This window comes from Desulfofundulus luciae, assembly GCF_030813795.1.
Lineage (GTDB): Bacteria > Bacillota > Desulfotomaculia > Desulfotomaculales > Desulfovirgulaceae > Desulfofundulus > Desulfofundulus luciae.
Map to the genome: position 1 here is coordinate 29215 of NZ_JAUSUX010000012.1, position 21820 is coordinate 51034.

At 54.7% G+C, this 21820-nt stretch carries 22 protein-coding genes; 5 read left to right on the top strand and 17 right to left on the bottom strand.

The features are described 5' to 3' along the window. Positions 1-10: 10 nt before the first annotated feature. From ispG to J2Z49_RS08700, 13 genes are all read right to left on the bottom strand, one after another. A complete protein-coding gene (gene ispG / locus J2Z49_RS08640) occupies positions 11-1075 on the bottom strand; it encodes a flavodoxin-dependent (E)-4-hydroxy-3-methylbut-2-enyl-diphosphate synthase (RefSeq protein WP_307402148.1) in 1065 nt (354 codons plus the stop codon). A gap of 13 nt (positions 1076-1088) precedes the next feature. Further along, positions 1089-2108, bottom strand: a complete 1020-nt coding sequence (gene rseP / locus J2Z49_RS08645; RefSeq protein WP_307402149.1) for an RIP metalloprotease RseP — start codon at positions 2106-2108, stop codon at positions 1089-1091. A 5-nt stretch (positions 2109-2113) separates the two neighbouring features. Continuing rightward, complete coding sequence (locus tag J2Z49_RS08650; protein WP_307402151.1) at positions 2114-3265, bottom strand: 1-deoxy-D-xylulose-5-phosphate reductoisomerase; 1152 nt, start codon at positions 3263-3265, stop codon at positions 2114-2116. Between the two features lie 15 nt (positions 3266-3280). After that, positions 3281-4354 carry a sporulation integral membrane protein YtvI gene (ytvI, locus tag J2Z49_RS08655; RefSeq protein ID WP_307402153.1) on the bottom strand — a complete coding sequence of 358 codons (1074 nt, stop codon included), beginning with the start codon at positions 4352-4354 and terminating at the stop codon, positions 3281-3283. A gap of 10 nt (positions 4355-4364) precedes the next feature. Beyond that, positions 4365-5153, bottom strand: a complete 789-nt coding sequence (locus J2Z49_RS08660) for a phosphatidate cytidylyltransferase (protein ID WP_307402155.1) — start codon at positions 5151-5153, stop codon at positions 4365-4367. Continuing rightward, positions 5132-5956 carry an isoprenyl transferase gene (locus tag J2Z49_RS08665; RefSeq protein WP_307402157.1) on the bottom strand — a complete coding sequence of 275 codons (825 nt, stop codon included), beginning with the start codon at positions 5954-5956 and terminating at the stop codon, positions 5132-5134. The genes J2Z49_RS08660 and J2Z49_RS08665 overlap by 22 nt, the downstream gene beginning before the upstream one ends. A gap of 86 nt (positions 5957-6042) precedes the next feature. After that, positions 6043-6210, bottom strand: a complete 168-nt coding sequence (locus J2Z49_RS08670; RefSeq protein WP_307402158.1) for a DUF362 domain-containing protein — start codon at positions 6208-6210, stop codon at positions 6043-6045. A gap of 3 nt (positions 6211-6213) precedes the next feature. Next, on the bottom strand, positions 6214-6429 hold the full coding sequence (locus J2Z49_RS08675) for a hypothetical protein (RefSeq protein ID WP_307402159.1): 216 nt from the start codon (positions 6427-6429) through the stop codon (positions 6214-6216). 5 nt (positions 6430-6434) lie between these two features. Then, the gene (gene frr, locus J2Z49_RS08680) at positions 6435-6995 is read right to left on the bottom strand and encodes a ribosome recycling factor (protein ID WP_307402279.1); all 561 of its coding nucleotides are present in this window, start codon (positions 6993-6995) and stop codon (positions 6435-6437) included. Further along, complete coding sequence (gene pyrH / locus J2Z49_RS08685; protein ID WP_307402160.1) at positions 6985-7716, bottom strand: UMP kinase; 732 nt, start codon at positions 7714-7716, stop codon at positions 6985-6987. The genes frr and pyrH overlap by 11 nt, the downstream gene beginning before the upstream one ends. 79 nt (positions 7717-7795) lie before the next feature. Next, a complete protein-coding gene (tsf, locus tag J2Z49_RS08690; RefSeq protein WP_307402162.1) occupies positions 7796-8449 on the bottom strand; it encodes a translation elongation factor Ts in 654 nt (217 codons plus the stop codon). 149 nt (positions 8450-8598) lie between these two features. Further along, positions 8599-9306, bottom strand: a complete 708-nt coding sequence (gene rpsB / locus J2Z49_RS08695; protein WP_307402164.1) for a 30S ribosomal protein S2 — start codon at positions 9304-9306, stop codon at positions 8599-8601. A gap of 155 nt (positions 9307-9461) precedes the next feature. Next, positions 9462-10493, bottom strand: a complete 1032-nt coding sequence (locus tag J2Z49_RS08700) for a bis-aminopropyl spermidine synthase family protein (protein WP_307402166.1) — start codon at positions 10491-10493, stop codon at positions 9462-9464. A 112-nt stretch (positions 10494-10605) separates the two neighbouring features. Between J2Z49_RS08700 and J2Z49_RS08705 the strand changes: the two genes are divergently transcribed. Continuing rightward, complete coding sequence (locus tag J2Z49_RS08705) at positions 10606-12315, top strand: PAS domain-containing sensor histidine kinase (protein ID WP_307402168.1); 1710 nt, start codon at positions 10606-10608, stop codon at positions 12313-12315. Here J2Z49_RS08705 and J2Z49_RS08710 read toward each other — a convergent pair. Continuing rightward, on the bottom strand, positions 12272-14308 hold the full coding sequence (locus tag J2Z49_RS08710) for an FAD-dependent oxidoreductase (RefSeq protein WP_307402170.1): 2037 nt from the start codon (positions 14306-14308) through the stop codon (positions 12272-12274). The two genes, J2Z49_RS08705 and J2Z49_RS08710, sit on opposite strands and share 44 nt — an antisense overlap. 389 nt (positions 14309-14697) lie before the next feature. On the opposite strand from J2Z49_RS08710, the gene J2Z49_RS08715 reads away from it, so the two are divergent. Further along, the gene (locus J2Z49_RS08715; RefSeq protein ID WP_307402172.1) at positions 14698-15687 is read left to right on the top strand and encodes a sulfite exporter TauE/SafE family protein; all 990 of its coding nucleotides are present in this window, start codon (positions 14698-14700) and stop codon (positions 15685-15687) included. A 200-nt stretch (positions 15688-15887) separates the two neighbouring features. Beyond that, positions 15888-16043 carry a hypothetical protein gene (locus J2Z49_RS08720; RefSeq protein ID WP_307402174.1) on the top strand — a complete coding sequence of 52 codons (156 nt, stop codon included), beginning with the start codon at positions 15888-15890 and terminating at the stop codon, positions 16041-16043. A 120-nt stretch (positions 16044-16163) separates the two neighbouring features. On the opposite strand, the gene J2Z49_RS08725 is transcribed toward J2Z49_RS08720, so the two are convergent. The 3 genes from J2Z49_RS08725 to J2Z49_RS08735 form a co-directional block, all read right to left on the bottom strand. Further along, on the bottom strand, positions 16164-16646 hold the full coding sequence (locus J2Z49_RS08725; protein WP_307402177.1) for a DUF1634 domain-containing protein: 483 nt from the start codon (positions 16644-16646) through the stop codon (positions 16164-16166). Between the two features lie 26 nt (positions 16647-16672). Then, on the bottom strand, positions 16673-17626 hold the full coding sequence (locus J2Z49_RS08730; protein ID WP_307402180.1) for a sulfite exporter TauE/SafE family protein: 954 nt from the start codon (positions 17624-17626) through the stop codon (positions 16673-16675). A gap of 178 nt (positions 17627-17804) precedes the next feature. Further along, positions 17805-18476 carry a hypothetical protein gene (locus J2Z49_RS08735; protein WP_307402184.1) on the bottom strand — a complete coding sequence of 224 codons (672 nt, stop codon included), beginning with the start codon at positions 18474-18476 and terminating at the stop codon, positions 17805-17807. A 383-nt stretch (positions 18477-18859) separates the two neighbouring features. Between J2Z49_RS08735 and J2Z49_RS08740 the strand changes: the two genes are divergently transcribed. Beyond that, on the top strand, positions 18860-20413 hold the full coding sequence (locus J2Z49_RS08740) for an ATP-binding protein (protein WP_307402186.1): 1554 nt from the start codon (positions 18860-18862) through the stop codon (positions 20411-20413). Continuing rightward, positions 20388-21740: a sigma-54-dependent transcriptional regulator gene (locus J2Z49_RS08745; RefSeq protein WP_307402188.1), complete on the top strand. Its 1353-nt coding sequence runs from the start codon at positions 20388-20390 to the stop codon at positions 21738-21740. The genes J2Z49_RS08740 and J2Z49_RS08745 overlap by 26 nt, the downstream gene beginning before the upstream one ends. Positions 21741-21820 lie beyond the last annotated feature (80 nt).

Here is a 21820-nt window from a genome sequence, read left to right on the forward strand (position 1 = left end):
CCCCTTACTCTCATTTCTCCGATGATAAAATGTTTTCCACTTCCCGTACCAGGGCGTCCACCAGGTCCTGCTCACGAACCCGGCCTACAATGCAGCCGCCCCGGAAGAGAAGCCCAAACCCCTTGCCCCCGGCAATGCCCACATCGGCGTGGCTGGCCTCCCCGGGGCCGTTTACCGCACAGCCCATGACGGCGACCTTTAAAGGTTTATCCACCCAGGAAAGGCGCTCCTCGACCTCCAGGGCAATTCGCTCGAGATCAATACATGTTCGCCCGCAGGTGGGGCAGGAAATGAGCTCGATTCCCCGCCGGCGCAGCCCCAGGGCCTTTAAAATTTCATAGCCCACCCGCACCTCCTCGACCGGATCCCCGGTAAGGGACACCCGGATGGTGTCACCAATTCCCTGGGCCAGCAACGCCCCGATGCCCACAGCCGATTTGATTGTACCTGAGCGGACGGTTCCCGCCTCGGTTACGCCCACATGAAAGGGATAATCCACTTGCCGGGCCAGCAAGCGGTAGGCCTCAAGCATCACCGGCACATCGGATGCCTTTAAGGAAACCTTGATGTCCCGGTAGTCCATTTCTTCCAGCAACCGGATATGCCGCAGGGCACTCTCCACCATGGCCCGCGGAGTTGGTCCACCGTGCTCGGCCAGCAGGTCTTTCTCCAGGGACCCGGCATTGACCCCAATGCGGATGGGAACCCTTCTTTTCCGGGCGGCATCCACCACGGCCGCCACCCGTTCCCGGCCCCCGATATTGCCCGGGTTAATCCGCAGGCCATCCACACCGCTATCCAGGGCTGCCAGGGCCAGGCGGTAGTCAAAATGAATATCGGCCACCAATGGGATTGGACACCCGGTCTTGATTTCTTTTAGTGCCCGGGCAGCCTGCAGATCGGGAACGGCCACCCGCACTATTTCACAGCCCGCCCGGACCAGCCTGTGGATCTGGTCCAGGGTGGCCCGGACATCCCGGGTATCGGTGTTGGTCATGGACTGCACCGAAACGGGCGCCCCTCCTCCTATCTGCACCCCACCGAGATAAATGGGGCGGGTGTGTCTTCGCTGCACGGATCTCCCCCCGTTAGAGCAATCCCAATATATCTTTATATGTGATGACCATGATCAGGAGCAGCAACAAGCCGAAGCCCACCAGGTGGACAAAATTTTCCTTGGTGGGGTCCACCGGCCGCCCCCTCAACCCTTCCAGGGCCAGGAAAAGAAGCCTGCTGCCGTCCAGGGCGGGAATGGGCAAAAGGTTGAACAGGCCCAGGTTGATGCTTAAAAAGGCGGCCAACTGCAGGAGGTAAAAGAACCCCAGTTGGACGGCGGTATGAATTTCCTGGACAATGCGCACCGGCCCGCCTACCTCGGCCGGGGCCTGACCGACAATCATCCTGCCGACAAACTCCAGGATCAACCCGCTGAGGCGTACCGTATACTCCATTCCCCGGTAAAGGGCCGCAAAGGGACCCAGAGGACGCATCTCCTGGCGGGGATAAATGCCGATCATGCCCTGTCCCCCGGCATTTACGGCCGTGACCAGTTTAAACTTTTCCTTACCTCCATCCCGCAACACCGTTACGGTAATGGGCTGCCTGGGATGGGCATTTACCAGACTGGTTATATCCTCCCAGCGCGTTACCGGCTGGTCGTTAATGGCAATGATCTGATCTCCGGGTTTTAAGCCGGCATTTTCGGCAGGTTGGCCAGGAACCAGTTTGCCGATGGTGGTGGTAGGGGTTGGAAAGCCGTGGACCATAAAGATAACCATCAGCAAAAGGGCGGCCAGGAGAAAATTCATCAACGGACCGGCCGCAATCACGGCAGCCCGCTGGCCCACGGTCTTGTTCTTGTAACTCTTTTCCTCGTCCTCCACTTCCTCCCCCGGATCCATCCCGGCCATGCGCACAAAACCGCCCAGGGGGAACAGGCGCAGGTTGTAGGCAGTTTCCCCCCGGGGGATGCTTAAAAGCTTGGGGCCAAATCCCACGCTGAACTCGTGAACCTTAATGCCCACTCGCTTGGCGGCAATGAAGTGGCCCAGCTCGTGAAAAATAATCAGCAATCCGAAAACTAGAATGGAGGCCCAGAATGTCTGCATTACCATCACCTTCTTGCTTTTTCCCGCGCTGCCCGGCGGGCCCACTGGTCCGCTGCCAGAATTTCTTCTATAGTGGGCTCTGAAATAACCTCGTGCTCCTCCATGACCCCGGCCACAAGCCGGGGTATGGCGGTGAAATCAATTTCTCCGGCCAGGAAAGCATCAACGGCGATCTCATTGGCGGCATTAAGCACTGCCGGCATGGTCCCGCCGGTGCGACCGGCGGCATAAGCCAGGGCCAGACAGGGAAAGCGGTTGGTATCCGGCGGTTCAAAGGTGAGCTCACCCAAAGCAAGCCAGTCCACCCTGGGCAATTCATTGGGCCAGCGGTCGGGGTAAGACAGGGCGTACTGGATGGGCAGGCGCATGTCCGGCAAGCCCAGTTGGGCCATGACCGAGCCATCGACAAATTCCACCATCGAGTGGATAATACTCTGGGGGTGGACCACCACTTCTATTTGATCATAATCCACGGCAAAAAGCCAGTGCGCCTCCAACACTTCCAGCCCCTTATTCATCAGGGTGGCCGAGTCTATGGTAATCTTTTTACCCATCCGCCAGTTGGGGTGAGCCAGGGCCTCGTCTACGGTGACCCGGGAAAGATCGGCCGGTTCTTTGCGGAAGGGCCCCCCCGAAGCCGTAAGAATAATCTTACCCACCCTGTTTTGAGGCTGGCCGACAAGACACTGCCAGATGGCCGAATGCTCGCTGTCCACCGGTAAAATACTGGCTCCTTTTTCCCGGGCAAGCTTCATGACCGGCCCACCCGCGGCTACCAGTGTTTCCTTGTTGGCCAGGGCAATATCCAGGCCCTTTTTTAGTGCCGCCACCGTAGGACCCAGCCCCACGGTTCCCGTGAGGGCGTTTAAAACCACCCCGCTGTCTATGGAAGTAGCCACGGTGACCAGGCCCTCGGAACCCCAGAAAATATCGGGCAATTCCTCCGGGAGCAGCTTCCGTGCCAGTTTCCGGGCCGATTCCTCCAGGGCCAGGGCAACTACCCGCGGGCGGAATTCCCGGATCTGTTCGGCCATAAGAGGCCAGTTGCTCCCGGCGGCAAGGCCGACCACACGCATTTTATCGGGAAACCGCCTGATCACGTCCAGGGCCTGCCGGCCAATGGAACCGGTGCTGCCGAGGATCACAATCTCTCTCATGTTAATATCCGTCTCCTACCTGTGATTCAAGGGCTTGATGGTGCCCAGGGCGGCCTGCAGGGCAATGAGGGTCAGGGGGCCCAAAACCAGGCCCAGCACGCCAATGGCCTTCAACCCCACATACATGGCCACCAGTACGGCCAGGGGATGCAACCCCAGGCTGGCCGCCACCACCCTGGCCTCCAGGGTCTGCCTTACCCCCCAGACCAGCAGGTAAAGCACCACCAGCTTCACTCCAAAGGCAATTTGACCGGTAAGAAAGGACCATATGGCCCAGGGTATATAAATCGTTGCCGGTCCCAGCACCGGAATGATATCAAAAAGTCCAATCAGTAAACCAATAGTCAGGGAATACTTGGCCCCAATTATATAAAGCCCCACAATGCTCTGGATGGTCGTCAGGGTCACCAAAAAAGACTGGGCGCGTAAATAACCGAAGGAAGCCCCCACAACCTGACGGGAAATTTCCACCACCCGCTGTCCCCAGGGCTCGGGAGCTGTCTTTAACCACAGTTTTATGATCAACTGGTGATCCCGGCTAATAAAATAGGTAGCAATAAGACCGACCACGATGGCAAGCACCGCGTTGGGCAGAGAAGTAATTAAATGCAACAGAGAGCCAGCCAAAGAGCCGGCCACTTGGGAAAGCCAGCCGGTGAAGGTGCCCATATTTTCTTGAATGCGCTCGGTAACCAGCGGCGGCAGTTGAAAATAAAAGATTTTTCCCTGCTCCACCCACCGGTTGATCTCCGCCTGTAAAGGCCCCATGTACTGGGGAAGGCGCACCGACAACTCGGAGAGCTCCACCGCCAGGCGCAGTACCAGCAGGGTTAATAAAGCTCCCACCCCACCGATAACCACCAGCATGGACAGGCCAACGGCCAGCGAACGGTTGATGCGACAACCTTGATGAAGAAAGCGTACCACAGGTTCAATGAGTACGGCAATAATTACCGCCAAAATAAAGGGGGTAAATACGGTCAAAAGGAAATTTAAGATGACCAGTAATTCCGGAACAACGTATTTCCAGGCCAGATAAAAAAGTAAAACAGTAGAGATCAGGATAACTACCCGCAAAGACCTGGGCACCCGTGTCACCTCAGCTTATTATAAACATACCCACATAGTAGTATACTAAGGGAGCAGTAAAGAGCATACTGTCAAAACGATCGAGGATACCCCCGTGGCCGGGAATGATATCCCCGGCATCCTTTACCCCCGCCTGCCGCTTAAAAGCCGACTCCACCAGGTCCCCCACGACTGCCGCAAGCCCTAAAAGCAGCCCCAAAAGAAGCATGGGACCGCGGGGAAGAAAAGGGTAAATGATCATGAAAGCAACTGCCGCCAGCAGGCTACCCGCCAGACCTCCCACTGCCCCCTCTACTGTTTTGCCCGGGCTTAAAGCTGGCGCCAGTTGTCGTCGTCCCCATCTTTTTCCAATAAAATAAGCAACGGTGTCACTGGACCAGGTGCCCACCAGCGTAAAGGTCAACCATATCCAGCCGTTGGGTAACAAGCGCAGGAGATAAATATAAACGAACAAACCGATATAAAGGGTTGCCAGCAGGGTAACCGCACCTTCCACCGGGGAAAATGCCGGATAAAGAAATACCATAAAGACCAGGATAAAAAATAGGATCAGGGCAACTGCTCCCCCCAGGCCCGCGTCCCTGTATAAATATGCACTGCCAAGCAGGAAAAGACTTCCCAACACAGCCAGCCCGTGGGGCGGATATAAATTTAAGCGCTGAAACAGAGCAACCATTTCTACGGCGGCCAGCACCATCAGCAGCCCGGTGAACACCAAAAGAAGCAGGTTCCCGTGCCAGACGGCGGCAATAAAGAGGGGAATGCCCACCAGTGCACTCAAGATTCTGTGCCTGAGCACCTTTTATCACCTCTAATCAGACCGCCGAAGCGCCGTTCCCGCCGCTGAAAATCCACGAGGGCCTGCAAAAGGTGCACCCGTCGAAAATCGGGCCACATCACGCTGGTCATCCAGAATTCGGTGTAAGAAAGCTGCCACAGTAGAAAGTTGCTCACCCGGTAATCACCGGAAGGTCGAATCAACAGGTCCGGGTCCGGCTGACCGGCGGTATAAAGGTGACTGGAAATGGTGGATTCGTCAATTCGCTCCGGGGTAAGATTCCCGGCCAGCGCTTCTTTTACAATGGACCGCACGGCATCCACCAGTTCGACCCGTCCACCGTAATTCAGGGCCAGGTTGAGGACCATCTTCTGGTTGTTCCTGGTGCGAGAGACGGCCATGTCCAGGGCTTTTTGGGCGTGGGAAGGTAACTCCTGAATGCGGCCAATGGGATGAAGGCGGATATTGTTGGCACATAATTCTTCTATTTCTTTGTGCAGGTATTCCACCAGCAAGTTCATCAACACATCCACTTCATCCTTGGGGCGCTTCCAGTTTTCCGTGGAAAAGGCGTAAACGGTAAGGTATCCAATGCCCAGCTCGGCACAGGTACGTACTGTTTCCCGTAACGACTCCACCCCGGCCCGGTGGCCGCAGGTTCTGGGCAAGCCCCTTTTTTGCGCCCAGCGGCCGTTGCCATCCATAATAATGGCCACATGACGGGGCAGGCGGTTTAAATCAAGCTGCGTTAAAAGCCTTTCTTCCTCTAAAGAAGAATTCCTTTTCCCGCCGCTCCGCAAAACGCGCACCAAGTTTTTCAGCAAAGGGTCCTCCCCCTCTTATGCCCCTCAATTTATTGAGGAGAGGATGTCACTAAAACAACCCCCTCCGGAAGAGGGGGTTCCATCCATTACTCTTCAATAATGGCTCCGGTAGGACAAGCCTCGATGCAGGTGCCGCAATTCTCGCATTTGTCAGGGTCAATTCTGTAAATGTCGCCCTCGATAATCGCTTCATTCGGGCAGGACTCAAGACAGGTCCCGCAGGCCAGACATTCCTCGGTAATACGATAGGCCAAGGATTACACCTCCTTTCCCGCTTCTTCCCGCGCCACCGTCAACACACCTTTCCCCGGGGCGATGACGGTAAAGCGAACAACACGCTGTGGCCCCCGGGGATTACCCCGGGGAGGAGCTGTTGTTTGCACCTGAACCCGCCAGCCCAGTAAGTGGCATAAAGAAAGAGCTTCTTCTACCTCCAGAGCCAGCACATCGGGTATTTGCTCCCCCTTGACCATGACCGTTAGACCTGCATAATCTCCTGTTCCTTGGTGCTTACGAGCTGATCAATTTCCTTAATATATTTATCCGTAAGTTTCTGAATCTCGTCCTGGGCACGGCGCAATTCGTCTTCGGAAATTTCACCATTTTTTTGTTGCTGCTTGACTTTATCGTTAAGCTCACGGCGAATATTTCGAATGGCCACGCGACCCTCTTCCGCTTTTTTCTTGATTACCTTCACCAGTTCGGCCCGGCGTTCCTGGGTTAACTGGGGAATGGCCAGGCGAATGACCGTACCATCGCTGGTAGGCGTAATCCCCAGGTCTGATTTTAAAATAGCCCGCTCAATTTCCGGTAAAACGGTTTTGTCCCACGGCTGAATAACCAGAAGGCGCGGCTCCGGCACAGAAATGGTGGCCAGCTGGTTGATCGGGGTAGGGGTACCGTAATAGGAAACCAGCACCTTATCCAGCAGCGCAGGCGTGGCGCGACCGGCTCTTAAGGATGCAAATTCCTTTTTGACCAGTTCCACGGTTTTCTTCATATTACTTTCGGCCTCGGCAATTCTGGCATTAACCAACATATTCACCCCCGACGTAGGTACCAACGTTTTCTCCCAGCACCGCCCGCTTAATGTTTCCCTCCTGGTTCAGGTTAAAAACCACCAGGGGAATGCGGTTATCCATACATAACGAAGTGGCTGTGGCATCCATTACGGCCAGCCCTTTATTGAGAAGTTCAATATAGGTGAGCCGCTCGTAGCGCCGGGCATTGGGGTTTTTTAGGGGATCGGAATCGTAAACGCCATTGACCCTTTTGGCCATCAATATAACATCCGCTTCTATTTCCGCCGCCCGTAAAGCAGCGGTAGTATCAGTTGAAAAGTAGGGATTCCCGGTACCGGCAGCAAAGATGACCACCCGCCCCTTTTCCAGATGCCGGATGGCCCGCCGCCGAATGTAGGGCTCGGCCACCTCCCGCATCTCTATGGCCGTCTGGACCCGGGTATTCACTCCCTGCTTCTCCAGGGCATCCTGCAACGCCAGTGAATTGATTACCGTGGCCAACATACCCATGTAATCGGCGGTGGCCCGGTCCATCCCCTTGGCGCTACCGGCCACACCGCGCCAGATGTTCCCACCACCGACCACAACAGCCACCTGCACACCCAACTGGACAAGTTCATCAATCTGCCTGGCAATGGATTTGACCACATCGGGATCTATGCCATACCCCTGGTTGCCGGCCAGGGCCTCACCGCTCAGTTTCAAGACCACACGTTTATACCTGGGTGCTTGCGCCACGGGTAGAACCTCCACTTTCCCCAGTTCTATTCTACAGTGCCAGGTAAAATCCTCTTTCCAGAGGGCGGAATTTTAAACCTCAAGACCTGGTCATGGCCGCAACCTGCTCCGCAAAATCATCCTGCCGTTTGGCCAGACCCTCACCCAGTTCATACCGGGTAAAGCGGCGGATGACGATGTTTTCGCCTATTTTGGCAATTTTCTCGTTTAAAAGCTCCTGCACGGTGATATCGGGATTTTTAATAAAAGGTTGCTCCAGGAGGCAAACCTCTTTAAAGAATTTATCCAGTCGCCCCTGCACTATTTTTTCGATCACTTTCTCCGGTTTTCCTTCATTGGCCGCCTGGGCCGCCAGGATTTCCTTTTCCCGGGCAATTACGTGTTCCGGCACATCCTCGCGCCGCACGTACTCCGGCCGGGCCGCAGCCACCTGCATGGCAATATCCCGCACGAAAAGACGGAATTCGTCGGTCTTGGCCACAAAGTCGGTTTCACAGTTTACCTCCACCAGAACGCCAATGCGCCCCCCGCCGTGGATGTAGGCATCCACCACACCCTCGGCGGCAATCCGCCCGGCCTTCTTGGCCGCGGCAGCCAGGCCCTTTTCCCGTAAAAAGTCCACGGCTTTTTCCATGTCCCCGTTAGTTTCCATAAGGGCCTTTTTGCAGTCCATCATGCCGGCCCCGGTACGCTCGCGCAATTCCTTGACCATTGCCGCTGTTATTTCAGCCATTGGTTAATTCCTGCCTCCTTTATCCCAGGTTTTTCCTCCAATGTATTATTTCCATTATGCAAGCTTACCAAACAAAAAAGAGATAGAAAAAAGCAGGGGTTCCCCGTAAGCAATTATTTCTTGCGGGGCCCCCATCAAACCTCTATCCTTTATTGCGCTGCTGCCGCAACCTGCTCACCCTGTCGTCCCTCTAAAACGGCATCGGCAATTTTGCTGGTAAGCAGGCGCACTGCCCTGATGGCATCGTCGTTTCCGGGAATCACATAATCGATCTCATCGGGATCGCAGTTGGTATCAACAATGGCTACAATGGGTATCTTGAGCTTCCGGGCCTCGGCCACCGCAATGCGCTCTTTGCGGGGATCAATGACAAAAAGGGCATCGGGCAATTTGCGCATATTCTTAATACCGCCGAGAAACTTTTGCAGCCTTTCCTTTTCATGCATGAGTTCGGCCACTTCCTTCTTCGGCAACACGGCCAGAGTCCCATCGGCTTCCATGCGCTCCAGTTCGTGCAGGCGCTCGATACGCCGGCGGATGGTCTGGAAGTTGGTCAGCATGCCGCCCAACCAGCGCTGGTTCACGTAAAACATCCCGCACCGTTCGGCCTCTTCCTTCACCGACTCCTGCGCCTGCTTTTTGGTACCCACAAAGAGGATGGTTCCACCCTCGGCGGCCAGGTTCCGTACGAAGTTGTAGGCCTCTTCTATTTTACGAACGGTTTTTTGCAAGTCAATAATATAAATACCGTTCCGGTCCGTAAAAATGTACGGAGCCATTTTGGGATTCCACCGCCGGGTCTGGTGCCCGAAATGCACCCCGGCCTCCAGGAGCTGCTTCATGGAAATAATAGCCACCCAACACACCTCCTCCCCTGCTGGTTTTGATTCCTCCGCCACCCTCATCCTTCCACAAAACCCCTCACGGGGCACCCCTGTAGAAGTCTGGCGGCGTGTGTAATTCACACCAGGATGTATTCTAACACAAACTACCCGCGTATGCAAGGTAGACACTAGGGCAAAGTGGCATAAGCTTCGTCGTCGAAATAAAACTCGCGGCCGGCAGGAATATTTTCTTGTTCCGGAACCCGCGGCCTTCCTACGGCCTCTAACCGGAAAAAGTTTGAGGTGTACCAGTTCATGTCCGGCACGGGCAGCCGGCCGAAGGCCCTTTGGACAAGTGGATAGTTTTTGCTCACAAAACCTTCCTTTTCAAGCTCGTATTCCTGGAAATTATGGATTATATCCGTAATCACAAAATTCATGTCCAGGATCAGCTTTTGGATTAAGTACCATTTGTCCCTGGAGGCCTCCAGGTGGGTTAAACCGAAATAACCGGCACTGCCCTTGCCCCGCAAAGACAGGGCACAGCGGGATAAAAACAGGCTGATGCCCGGTAGTGTTTCCACCGGATCAATCAAAAAAGTATCGTACTGGCCCTGGAACTCCCGGGGGAGGGGGTGCCGCACATCATACCTGTGTACGGAAAGATTGGCCCAGCCTTTTTTACGGGCCTGGACATCAATAAACTCTACCAGCCGGTCATCCACCTCTAAAACGGTAATGCGCCTGGCCATACCGGTAAGGGCTATGGCAATGCCGGTCAAATCGTCATCTCCTATGAGCAAGATATCCTGGTTTTCCAGGTCACCCCGCTGGTACATGATGGCCACCCGGGCTACGGTGCTCATTGTATCCACATACCCCTGATCAAATTCGGCAATTGCCGGTGGCCTCTGCCGTGCAATCTCCTCAAACTCTTCCAGCACCCGGGAAAAACTGCCCTGCAAGGTAACGGTTTTCCCGTCACAAGTGGGACAGATCAGCGTTTGCAAGGGGGACAGACCCTGGTCCTGGGCCAGCTTTTTCCCCTTATCGGTAAGATAAATGTAATTGCCTTCACAACGGGCTAAACCCAGGGTAAGCATTTCTTCCATTACCTGCGTAAAATAAGCCAGGTGTCCATCCTGCTCCCTGATTAGCTGCCAGAAAGTACTGGGTTTTGCCATCAGGGTACGGAAAATCTGTTTCTGCGTCCTGTTCAACATCCCACCTCCGCTGGTTAATTAATGGCCATAAGTCTTTTATACCACGAGTGGACAAAAAAATAAAATCTTCGATGTTTTTGAGGAAAAGTTTGTCACCAGGGGCAGGAAAATGATTCTAAACGTTGAATTAATTAGTGCTTTAAAAACTCTCTATAAGGGTGAATGCGGTTTGTTTGCGCGGAACTGGCCCCTGGTCTTAATAGCGGTCTCCCTGGTCATTTTACTCTATTCTCTTACCCTTCATATGAGCACGATTATTACCATGGAGAAAACCCTCGAACAGGGGACAATATTAAATCTGGTCTTAAGCCAAACCCTGCTGCTTTTAACAACCGTATTGCTGCCCTTTGTTATATACAAGTACCAGTTCCAGGGCCCTCCCCGGGAAGAAAACCATGAAAAGCAATGCCGCCTCAATGATATTTTGGGTAGTATCCCCATGGCCATCATGATCGTGGACAACGAACTAAACATCAGCTATATCAACGGGGCATGGGAACAACTGGTAGGATACGCCCGGGAAGAAGTGGTGGGGAAAAAATTAACGGAATTGCCACAATGGCTCCAGGAAGAGAAGACAACCAGCCGCCCCCCGGGTGGGGATCCTGAATCCCTCCTGCTGTGCCGGGAAATCGAGATTACGGGCAAAAACGGCGAACAAATCCACCTGGCCCTGGAAACGAGACCCCTGATGCAGGGAAATAACCGGGAGGGCATCATTATTTATTTCCGGGACATCAGCACCGAAGTAAAATACGACCTGTTGAAACAAACCTCGGATACAATTTTAGAACGCATGGTAGGAGGAGTAATTGTCGTCGATGCCACCGGAAGGGTAATCATGTTTAACCGGACGGCAGAACAAATCTTTGGAGTAGCGGCCTCCAGTGCCATAGGTCGTAACATCTGGGAGTATTTCCCTGTGGACAGGAATAACCTGGTTACTATGCAGACTCTGGAAAAGGGCGAAGCACTGGGACCCCTGGAGGTACAGTATAAATGTAATGGAAAGGATTTTTACCTGTTGGTCAGTTCCGATGTCCTGCGGGATAAGCACGGCCGGGTTAGCGGCGCGGTCACCGTTTTCAGCGATATTACGGAACTGCGCCACCAGCGGGAACTCCAGCACAACCAGGAAAAGCTGGTGGTGGTTGGCCAGATGGCCGCCGGTATGGCCCATGAACTGCGCAATCCCCTTACTTCCATCAAGGGATTTGCGCAGCTCCTGAGCGAACGCGTAGAGGATGCAAAAAATAAAGAATACCTGGATGTAATTATCCAGGAAGTCGATCGGACCAATGAAATCATCAGTAATTTTCTCGTGCTGGCGCGCCCCCACTCCACCCACGGCGAAAACGTAGACCTGAACCGGCTGATCAATGAACTGTTACCCCTGGTGGAGAGCCAGTGTCTTTTGACCCAGGTGGAGCTGGTCCTGGATCTTGCCCCGGAATTACCCTCCATCAATGCGCAACCGGACCAGCTCAAACAGGTACTGCTGAACTTAATTCACAACGCCCTGCAGGCCATGGAAGAACAGCCCGTAAAAAGACTGACCCTCATCTCCCGCTGGCTGGCCGAGTCCGATGAAATCCTGCTGGTGGTACGGGACACGGGCCACGGTATGTCCGGGGAGATATTATCCCGGCTGAGCACACCATTTTTCACCACCAAGAATGCCGGAACCGGCCTGGGGTTGACCATATCCTACCGCATTATTGAAAACCACGGCGGGAGGATTGAGGTAAACAGTGAAGAGGGGGCCGGCAGCGAATTCAGGATTTATTTGCCTGTACAAGGCCCAGGGCAAATTCACTGAGCCAGGCCAGGGGATCCCCACCGGCACCCAGACAGTGCCACTGCAAACGGGACGGTTCGTACCCCAATTCCCCGAGCAACTTTTGGAAGCGCTTTAATTGCTCCTTGACCCGGGCAGCCCCACCGGCATGGCGGCAGTTATTTTCTCCACAGGTGATTACTGCTACGCCCAAAGCCCCGGCTTCCAGCGCTTTCAGTAACCACAGCGGGTCCAGCGCGCCGGCCGTGGGCAGGGAAACCAGCCGCACCTGCCCCAACCCCGGGGCGGAAGAGATAACTTCCGGGGCCAGTCCCTGGAAATAAGCCCGCTGGCAAACAAAGACGGCCAGCGGTGGATCTGTCGCGGGACTTATCCCGCCGACCTGCCTCTTTTCCTCCTCCAAAAGGGCATGCACTTCTTGCTCCGGTAATCCTTTCAGCACAATAGCTCCGGCCGGACAGGCTGCCGCACAGATGCCACACCCCTGGCAGCCCTCCACCGGTATGTTCGCTCTTCCTTCCACCACCGGCACCCCGTAGGGACAAACCCGCTGGCAGGTAAGGCAGGCGGCGCAACGTTCCTTAAGCACTTCCGCCCCTAAACCACAGCGCAGGCAGCGTTCCGCTTCCCGCAGGGCCTGTACCGGGGGAAACCCCAATTCCTGCACCACAAAGGAATGCTGGCGCTGGTCGGCAGGAAGTACGGGTACTTCCTGCCTGGCAAAGGACGGTAAGCGGGTGCGTACCCTTTCTGGCAACTCACCGATGGTTGCTACGTTAACGGCCGGAAGGGATACTCTTTCCAGATAGGCCCGCACTGCAGCGGCAACCCGGTGGCCGCTGGCCACGGCGGCAATGGCTGGACCGGGACCACAGGCCACCTCCCCGCAGGCAAAGACTCCGGGCACACTGGTTTCCAGGGTATCCCGGTTCACCATCAACTGGCCCCGCTCGTTGACCGCCACCTGACTACCCGCCAGGAACGAAAGATCGGCACACTGCCCGATGGCCTGAATGATCATTTCACCGGGAACAAATGAGAGCCTGCCTTCATCAAAGGTGGGGTTAAAACGTCCCCGGTCGTCAAAAACCGATAACACCCCTTTAACTTCCAATCCCCGGATCTGTCCTTCCTCCACCACCGCCCGGACGGGTCCCCATCCGGCGCAGAGTTCTACCCCTTCCTCCTGGGCTTCCTTTACCTCCCATGGGTGAGCGGGCATAATGTCGCAGGTCTCCAGGCAAACCACCCGTACCTCCTGAGCCCCCAGGCGCAGGGCGGTCCGGGCCACGTCCATGGCCACATCGCCCCCACCAATAACAATCACCCTTTTTTTAACGTTCACCGGGCGGCCCAGGTTGGCCCCCTGCAGGAAGGGCAAGGCCAGCAGGACATCGGGATGATCAAACCCTGGCAGGTTTAAGCCCCGGCTTTTGGAAAGGCCCACGGCCAGGATTACCGCATCATATTCCTTTTGCAGGTCGGTTAACGAAACATCTTTGCCAATCTCCACCCCCGTACGTATCTCCACGCCGGCAGCGGCGATGCGACCCACATCCTCCCTCACCACCCGGCGGGGCAGGCGATAGGTGGGGAGGGAAGCATATAAATGTCCCCCCGCCTCGGGCTGGCGTTCAAACACCGTTACGGTGTACCCGGCTCTGGCCAGATCCCAGGCTGCGGTAAGTCCCGCCGGACCGGCCCCCACTATGGCCACCCGGTAAGGAAGGGACTGCGCAGTCGGCTTATCGGAAAACAGGCTTTCTCCCCCGGCCTTTTCCAGGGCGAACTTCTTTAACGCCCGTACCGATAGCGGCGCATCCACCTGTCCCCGCCGGCAATGGTCTTCGCAGGGGTGGGGACATACCCACCCACATACTGAGGCAAAGGTATTGTTAGCCCGGATTAGCCTGGCGGCCTTTTGATAATCCCCCCGGGCTATGGCGGCCAGGTAACCGGGTACATCGGTGTTAACCGGGCAATTGGCACTGCAAGGCGGCAGTTGCGCAATCATTATAAAACCCCCTTCTGGAGCAAACAGATCGTTCTTGCAGTTTAATTCAGTATATTATTGTTATGATTCGTTACCGGAGGTCTAATTCCTTCATCCATTCTGAAAAATCCGAAACCACCGGTTTCAGCCGGCTCGACCCAGGTATGCCCGTACCAGATCGGTTAAAAATTTCGTCATGAGACGGAGGCTGTTAATGTCAATCCGTTCCCTACTTAAGTTTTTCCACGGCGGAAGCATCGAATATTTATGTACTATATATCACAAAGTAGCATGTCAACCTATTGCACCACAAAAAATTTTATGTTATTATACCAGTAAAAAATTATGTGCTTGTTATCACAAGTACATTACTGCATTCTCTGATCAATACCTTATTAAGGGGGGATAAAATGATCCCGGCCGTCTTTTCCCTGATCGGCTTTGCCGGAGGATTTTTATATCGCGCCGGCGGTCCTGCTTACCAGTCGTTTACCATCCCCCTGCTGATCATTACCGGCCTGCCCCTACCCGCAGCCGTAGGCGGCGGTATCCTCCTTAATGCGGCCGGTAAACTAAAGTTGATATACCACCCTGAGAGCACCCGGCATGCTCATAAACGGGTGGGCATGACCGTAGCCATTTTATCCCTGCCCTTTATGGTGACCGGAAAACAATTTCTACTCCGGCTCAGCACCCTGCCAACAGGTACGGCAACCCTCGTTTTTATATACAGCACCGTTCTGGTCATCACCGCCCTTTTCGCTGCCCGCCGTTACCGCCACTACTGCCAATTCGGCTACGAGGACGAAAACCCGCTCCCCCCGGGCGGTCTATTCTGGAGACACCCCCTTGCTGCACCGGGGCTCCCACTTCCAAAGTACATTACGGTAGGCCGGGTAAGCCTTGTTGGTGGGTCCATCGGCCTCTGTACAGGCCTGGCCGGAGTAAACACCCGTGCCCTCCTGGAACCGCTTTTGATGTACCTGACGGGTCTATCCCGCCGGCAGGCCCGGGCCACCGCTTCTTTTGCCCTGTATTTGATCGGGGCCTTTGCCGCAATTATTTTCCTTCCCGACCTGTTCACTTTTTCGGGAGCGGAAGTAACTTTCATGAGCCTCGGCGCAGGCTATCTGGCCGGCTACCTCTACGCGTGGCATCTCCGGCGGGAGAAACTACAATACCCGGAGGAAAGCATTTTCCTGGCCTGGTGGGGATTAAGCTCCGCCGTGGTGCTGCTGGGCGGCCGGGCGGCCGGCCTGGCCCCCCTCTATACCACCGCGCTCATGTTTGGGCCGGCCATGGTCACCATGCTCGGCTTCACCTTAACCTCCCTCTGCCAGGTACGCTGGAATGATGCCTTATCCCGCAGCAATGTGCCGCAAAACTTTAGAAACCCTTAAAAGTCTTTAAAAATATAAAGAAAGGGGCGAGGGCGATGTTATGGCCGCTGAAAGGCAGTCAACAGCGAAATAAAAAACGACCCGCCGGGCTGCCCGCCAGTTACCACCGGCGGAACATCACCTACCTCTACGAACCCCTCCGAAGTCCTCCGCTGGCACACCATCCGGGGCTACCGCCTTTTGGAAGGTGGGAAAAAAGCTTGAGTCATCCCTTCGCGGAAATTGAAATTTCCCGCGCCGTGCGGGCGGAAAAAGATGCCCGGGTTAACCGCTGGCAGATTCTCCTGCCCGTGCTTACCCTGACTGTATCCACAGCCCTTTGTCTATACGGCTTTGTGATTTATTTCATTCACTAACGCCACTGTCATGTAATATCATTCACATGACGGATTTTAAAAGAGGCGGCCCCTGGAGTTCAGGCCGTAGCCACACCTGACACCAGGGCCGCCGCAGCACCTTTCGCCATCAATATGCCTTTAGTGTCCGCCCACGGCCAGGATACCGGAAGCCGCCAGAACGAGCACAACTACTTCGGTAAGGACTATAAAAATATACGGTACGTCTTTCCTGGACAGGTAAGCCGGCAAGAGAATCAGGTATCCAATGATGGTTAAGGAAGCCAGAAGGACCATGCCGAAAAAGTTCAGGAAGTCACTGTAACCGAGCATCTTTAACCAGCTCCACCCGGTGGGCATGTGCGCCACCTGGACAAACTCGCTGGCCTTCATGCCCCAGTACTGGGGAAGCATGGCCGGTTCAATGTACGGCTTCACCAGTCCGGTTAAGTAAATAATGTTGGTCAAAAGCAACAGGGCGATCCCCAACCAGGCTCCGTAGAGGAGCACGTTGGCGTAGGCCAGTTGCTCCGGCGCCACCTCCACCTGTAGCGCCGCGGGCGCTTTTGCCGGTGCTTCTTTCGGAACGGGACTTTTCAGTATTTCCGCTTGCGGCTTGGCCATTTTTTCCCCTCCTTATTTTCTCACACCTAGTTCCAGATCCCCAGCCCCTTGAGCAGTGAACGCAGTCCGGAAGCCAGGAGCAAAACGATCACCAGGTATTTTATGGCCCTGGGCTTGGCCGTGGCCAGCAGCCGCACCCCAACGAAGGAACCTAACATTATGCCTACGATGGAAGGCACGGCAATAATGGGCAGCACCGCACCCTGGTTTAAATAGACCCAGGCCGCCGACGTATCGGTAATGGAGAGGAGGAACTTGCTGGTGCCCACTGCTACCTTAAGTGGCGCCCCCATGAGCAGGTTCAGCACCGGCACATTCGCCCACCCGGCACCCAGACCGAACATGCCGGCCATGATCCCGATGGCGATGAACAAAAGGAAACCCTGCGGCGTCCGCCATACCGACCAGTCTACGGTTTTACCCGAAGAACGTTCGTAATAGGTACCACCTATTCCTAAAAACCGGGCCAGCTTGTCGCTTCCTCCCACCTGGGGAAACTCCGTATTTTTTGAAACTATGAACAAAAGGGCAATAAGCACGATGGTAATACCCAGAGCGGTCTGCACCAAGTTGTTGGGCAGGGCCAGGCCGATAAACGCTCCCACCATGCTGAAGGTGGAGGCAATTAAAGCCACCGGCAGGGCAAGGCGCAGGTTGGCCAGGTTAAGTTTTAAAAGGCCCGGTCCTGCCGCCACCGCCCCGGCCAGGGCCACCAGCAGACCCGCCCCGCGGACAAAGTCCAGGTTAAAGGGAAAAAAGCTGCCCACGATGGGAACAAACAAAACACTGCCGCCCACACCCCCAAGCACGGCTACAATACCCAGCAAAAAGGTGGTAATAAACAGGAGCAGCGGCCACACCCACCAGGGCATACCCGGGGTCCCGGCAGCCGTACTTACCGCCGCTCCAGTGGTGGTCACGGCTGCGGTCGCTTTGGCCGCCAGCCCTCCCCCTGTAAAGGTAGCCAACCAATCAAGCATGTCTTATCCCTCCAGGATCCATTGTTAGTATGGCCTCAAATCCCGGACACCCTGAATTAATTCCGGGAACCATCCGGCCTGCCCACCGGGAACACCCGTCCCTATTCCTTGTTTTGGCCAGTTTTTTCACCCCCTTTTTGAATAATGCCTATCCCTAACCTTCCAGGCTCGACCGCCATCATTGAATGCCCAGCCTGTTAACTAACGGCTTGGTTACGGCAATGAAGTCGGCAAACTTGCGTGCCGCCAGCCAGCTATCGCCCCTTTTTACAACTTCATAGGGCAGGATCACTTTCAGCCGGTATTTGCCGGTTGCCTCCACCTTGGGCAGTTCCCTTTCCAGCACGGCCCCCAGGCGTTTTTCAATTTCCACCTTCAGTTCCAGAAGGGGCAGAAAAACCTGCTTTTTATAGCCATCCATAACCAGGTCGATAACTAAAAGCTCCCGGCCCTGGTAGGGCCCTTTTCGCGGCCGGGTCCGGCCAATGCGGTAGTAAATATCGTTATTGCCAAATACCTTTACGCACTTCCAGGACTCGCTGATCCCCAGGTTTTGCCCGGGTAAAGTGTATGTCACCTCGATGTCTTGCTCCGCCAGGATGCGCTTGGTCTCGACCAGCACTTCGTCTAAAAATTGGTCGAAGGTCTTTTCCTCGGGGGCAGGAGTAGCATGTTCAATATCAACGCTTTCCTCGCTCTGCAACCAGGACTCGAACCAGTCCAGAAATTTTTTGAGCTCGCGCATTACACCGGACTTTTCCCCCTTGCCTTCCGTGGCCTGCTGGGTGATCTTTTTTAAGAACTCTTCCTTGCGGCGATTGAAAAGCCGCAACATATCCCTCTCCACCATAACCCCTTTATCACCTCACTTGACCGGTCCCCGCGAAGGCTTTGTGCTTGTAACCCCATGCACATGATAGCCGGCAAAAAACTCCCGGTATTTAGCCGGATGATATTTCTTTTGCGACAATTGCTGTGTTATAATAAACGCGAGGGCTTGTGAAAAAAGTTATTAACCGGTGTTGCATTTTACGTACCAGCCTGTTATGCCCGGGAAAAAGCAGGTTTCGCCTCTCAGGATGGAAGGGGCTTTGTTTAAAAACAGACAGTTGGGAATCTAACCAGCGAGCAAAAAGGAGATTGTGAAGTTAATTACTAAAGGGAAACCGGTGTCTGTTTTCAGACAGCAGGTGTTTGTTATCCATCACCCGGCTGGCAGGAAAGGGGGAAAGCATGATGAGGGTCAGCTGGCGCAGTTTGCGCTTTCAAATTATGGCTATCACTGTGGTGCTCCTGCTGATTCCGGTATTATTGCTGCTTTACGACCTTATCTTTGCCACCAAAAGTGAAGAGGCCATGATTTCCTCCCTGGAGGAGCGCCTTGGCTCTTTATTGCACAAGCAGGTTGTCCCCGGCCTGAAAGAAACCCTGCAGAAAAAACTGGGGGACGAAAAATTTATAAACCTTGATCCCGAAAGCCAGGCCAGTTACCTGCAGGCCAGCTTTACCGAGGTCACCGGTCCCCTGGTACCCAACCATCCCGGCGTCAGGTTTGGCCTTTATTTGCCCGATAGTAACCAAATTTTCGTGCAGGGTTTTCTCCACGAGTACCGCCAGCTCTCACCCCAGGAAAGCCGGGAGAGGGAAAGACGCATTTTGAATGAAGCCAATTCGGGGTTGATGGCGGTAGTGGCCAGCCGGCGTCCCCTGGCCCGATTGACTACCAGTTTAAACGATGAAACCTTTGAATATCTAACACCTCTAATTATTGACGGCAGGCTGGTGGCGGTGGCGTGGGTAGATGAACGCCTGCATCCCATCTTTGCCCAGAGCCGCTATTTTCGCCTTATCTCCCGCTACGTGACCCTGTTTGTTTTCTTTGCCTGCACCGGAGGGGTTCTGTTTTTAGTCCATAATCTCGTCAGGTCTGTAAATCAGATTAAGGAAGGGCTCGGCCACCTGGAAAAGGATTTGAACCACCTGCTTCCGGACCTGCCCGGGGAAGCCGGTCAAATTGCCCGGGCCATCAACCGCATGGCCCGCTCCATCGCAGAAAAAGAAAAGCTGGAGGAGCAACTGCACCGGTCCGAACGCCTGGCCGCCCTCGGCCGCCTGGTCACCGGCATCGCCCATGAATTGCGCAATCCCATTTCCGTTGTTAAAACCATCATCCAGGTGATGGAGCAGGACCTGAGGGACGTACACGATATCAGGCAGTATACCGATATCATAAAAGAGCAAATCGACCGGCAGAACAGAATCATCCAGGAGTTGCTGGATTTCGGCCGACCGACGAAAAATTTCGTCCATCCCGCGTCGGTAAATTCCCTGCTGGATAAGGTGCTTACCTTTACCACTCCCCTGCTAAGGCAACATCAAGTACAGTTAACTGTAGAAAAGGATCCGGACATCCCGCTTATAGAAGTGGACGGAGAACGCATTAAACAGGTGTTTGTCAATTTAATCCTGAACGCCGTCCAGGCCATGCCCGACGGAGGCAGGTTAACCATCAAAACCTACGCCGACAACAACCACGTGCACATCCGGTTCAGCGACACCGGCCCGGGAATTGCCAGCGAGGAAATCTCACGGATTTTCGATCCTTTTTATACTACCCGGAAAGACGGAACCGGACTGGGGCTGTCCATCAGCCACCAGATCGTCGCCAGCCATGGCGGAAACATTGATGTAACATCCAGTGAAAAAGGAGCCACCTTCACCGTATGTCTACCCATAATGGATCCGACAGGAGGGGCTAACCATGGTACCAACAATTCTAATCATTGATGACGAACAGCATCTTTGCTGGGCACTGGAACGGGCCATGCAACAGGAAGGCTACCATGTGTTGTCCACCACTTCCCCGTCAAAAGGACTGGAACTAATCCGCGAGGAGCAACCTTCCCTGGTAATTCTGGATTTAAAAATGCCCGAGATGGACGGGATGGATGTACTCCGCAAGGCCAGGGAAATGCAGCCTAAAATCCCGGTGGTTATTCTCACCGCCCACGGCACCATCGAGACGGCCATTGAGGCCATGAAAATCGGAGCGGCCGATTATATCACCAAGCCTTTCGACCTGGATGAATTGAAAATGGTCATCAAACAAAACCTGGTGATCACCCAACTGGCCACCGAGGTTAGTTTCCTGCGCTCCGAGTTAACCAAAAAGTACAGCAAATTGGTAGGGAAAAGTCCGGCCATCCAGGAAGTGATTAAGCTGATCGAGCGGGTGGCCGCGAGCGATGCCACCGTGTTAGTTACCGGGGAAAGCGGTACCGGTAAAGAGGTGACCGCGGTAGCCATTCACCAGAACAGCCCCCGCCGGGACGGGCCCTTTGTCGCCATTAACTGCGCGGCCCTGCCCGAACAATTACTGGAAAGCGAACTTTTTGGCCATGAAAAGGGAGCTTTTACCGGGGCCTCTGCCCGCAAACTGGGCCGTTTTGAACTGGCCGATCGGGGCACGATTTTCCTGGATGAAATTACCGAAATGTCTCTTTCCATGCAGGCCAAGCTCCTGCGGGTGCTCCAGGAAATGTCCTTCGAACGGGTGGGAGGCACCGAAACAATCCATGTGGATGTGCGGGTTATTGCGGCTACAAACCGCAACCTGACGGAAGCCATAGAAAAGGGTCTTTTCCGGGAGGATCTCTATTACCGCCTCAATGTGTTCCAGATCCACCTGCCGCCACTACGGGAAAGAAAGGAGGATATTCCCCTTTTAGCCAACCATTTTTTAGAAAAATTCCGCCCCAAGTACCTGGTGAATAAAATTTCCCCGGCAGCCATGGAACTGTTGTGCAATTACCACTGGCCGGGAAATATCCGGGAACTGCAGAACGTTATTGAGCGGGCGGCCATCATTTGCCAGGGCAATGAGATACTACCCGAACACCTGCCCAAGGAGCTGTTGAACACGCCCCAAAATGAAAAGGACCTGGTGATCCGCTTCCCCGATGAAGGCATTTCCCTGGAACAGGTGGAAAGGGAGCTGATCATCAAGGCCCTCCAGAAAAGCGGGGGCAATCAGACCCGCGCCGCCCAGTTGCTGGGTATTACCCGGTCGGCCCTCTTATACCGGGCGCAAAAATACGGTATTATCACCGGTTAGTTGCTGGGGCCGGGGTTCAAACCATCCCGGGGCAGGAATAATCTTTTAAAAAGCCGGAAAAAGTTTTTCCGGCGGCAGGA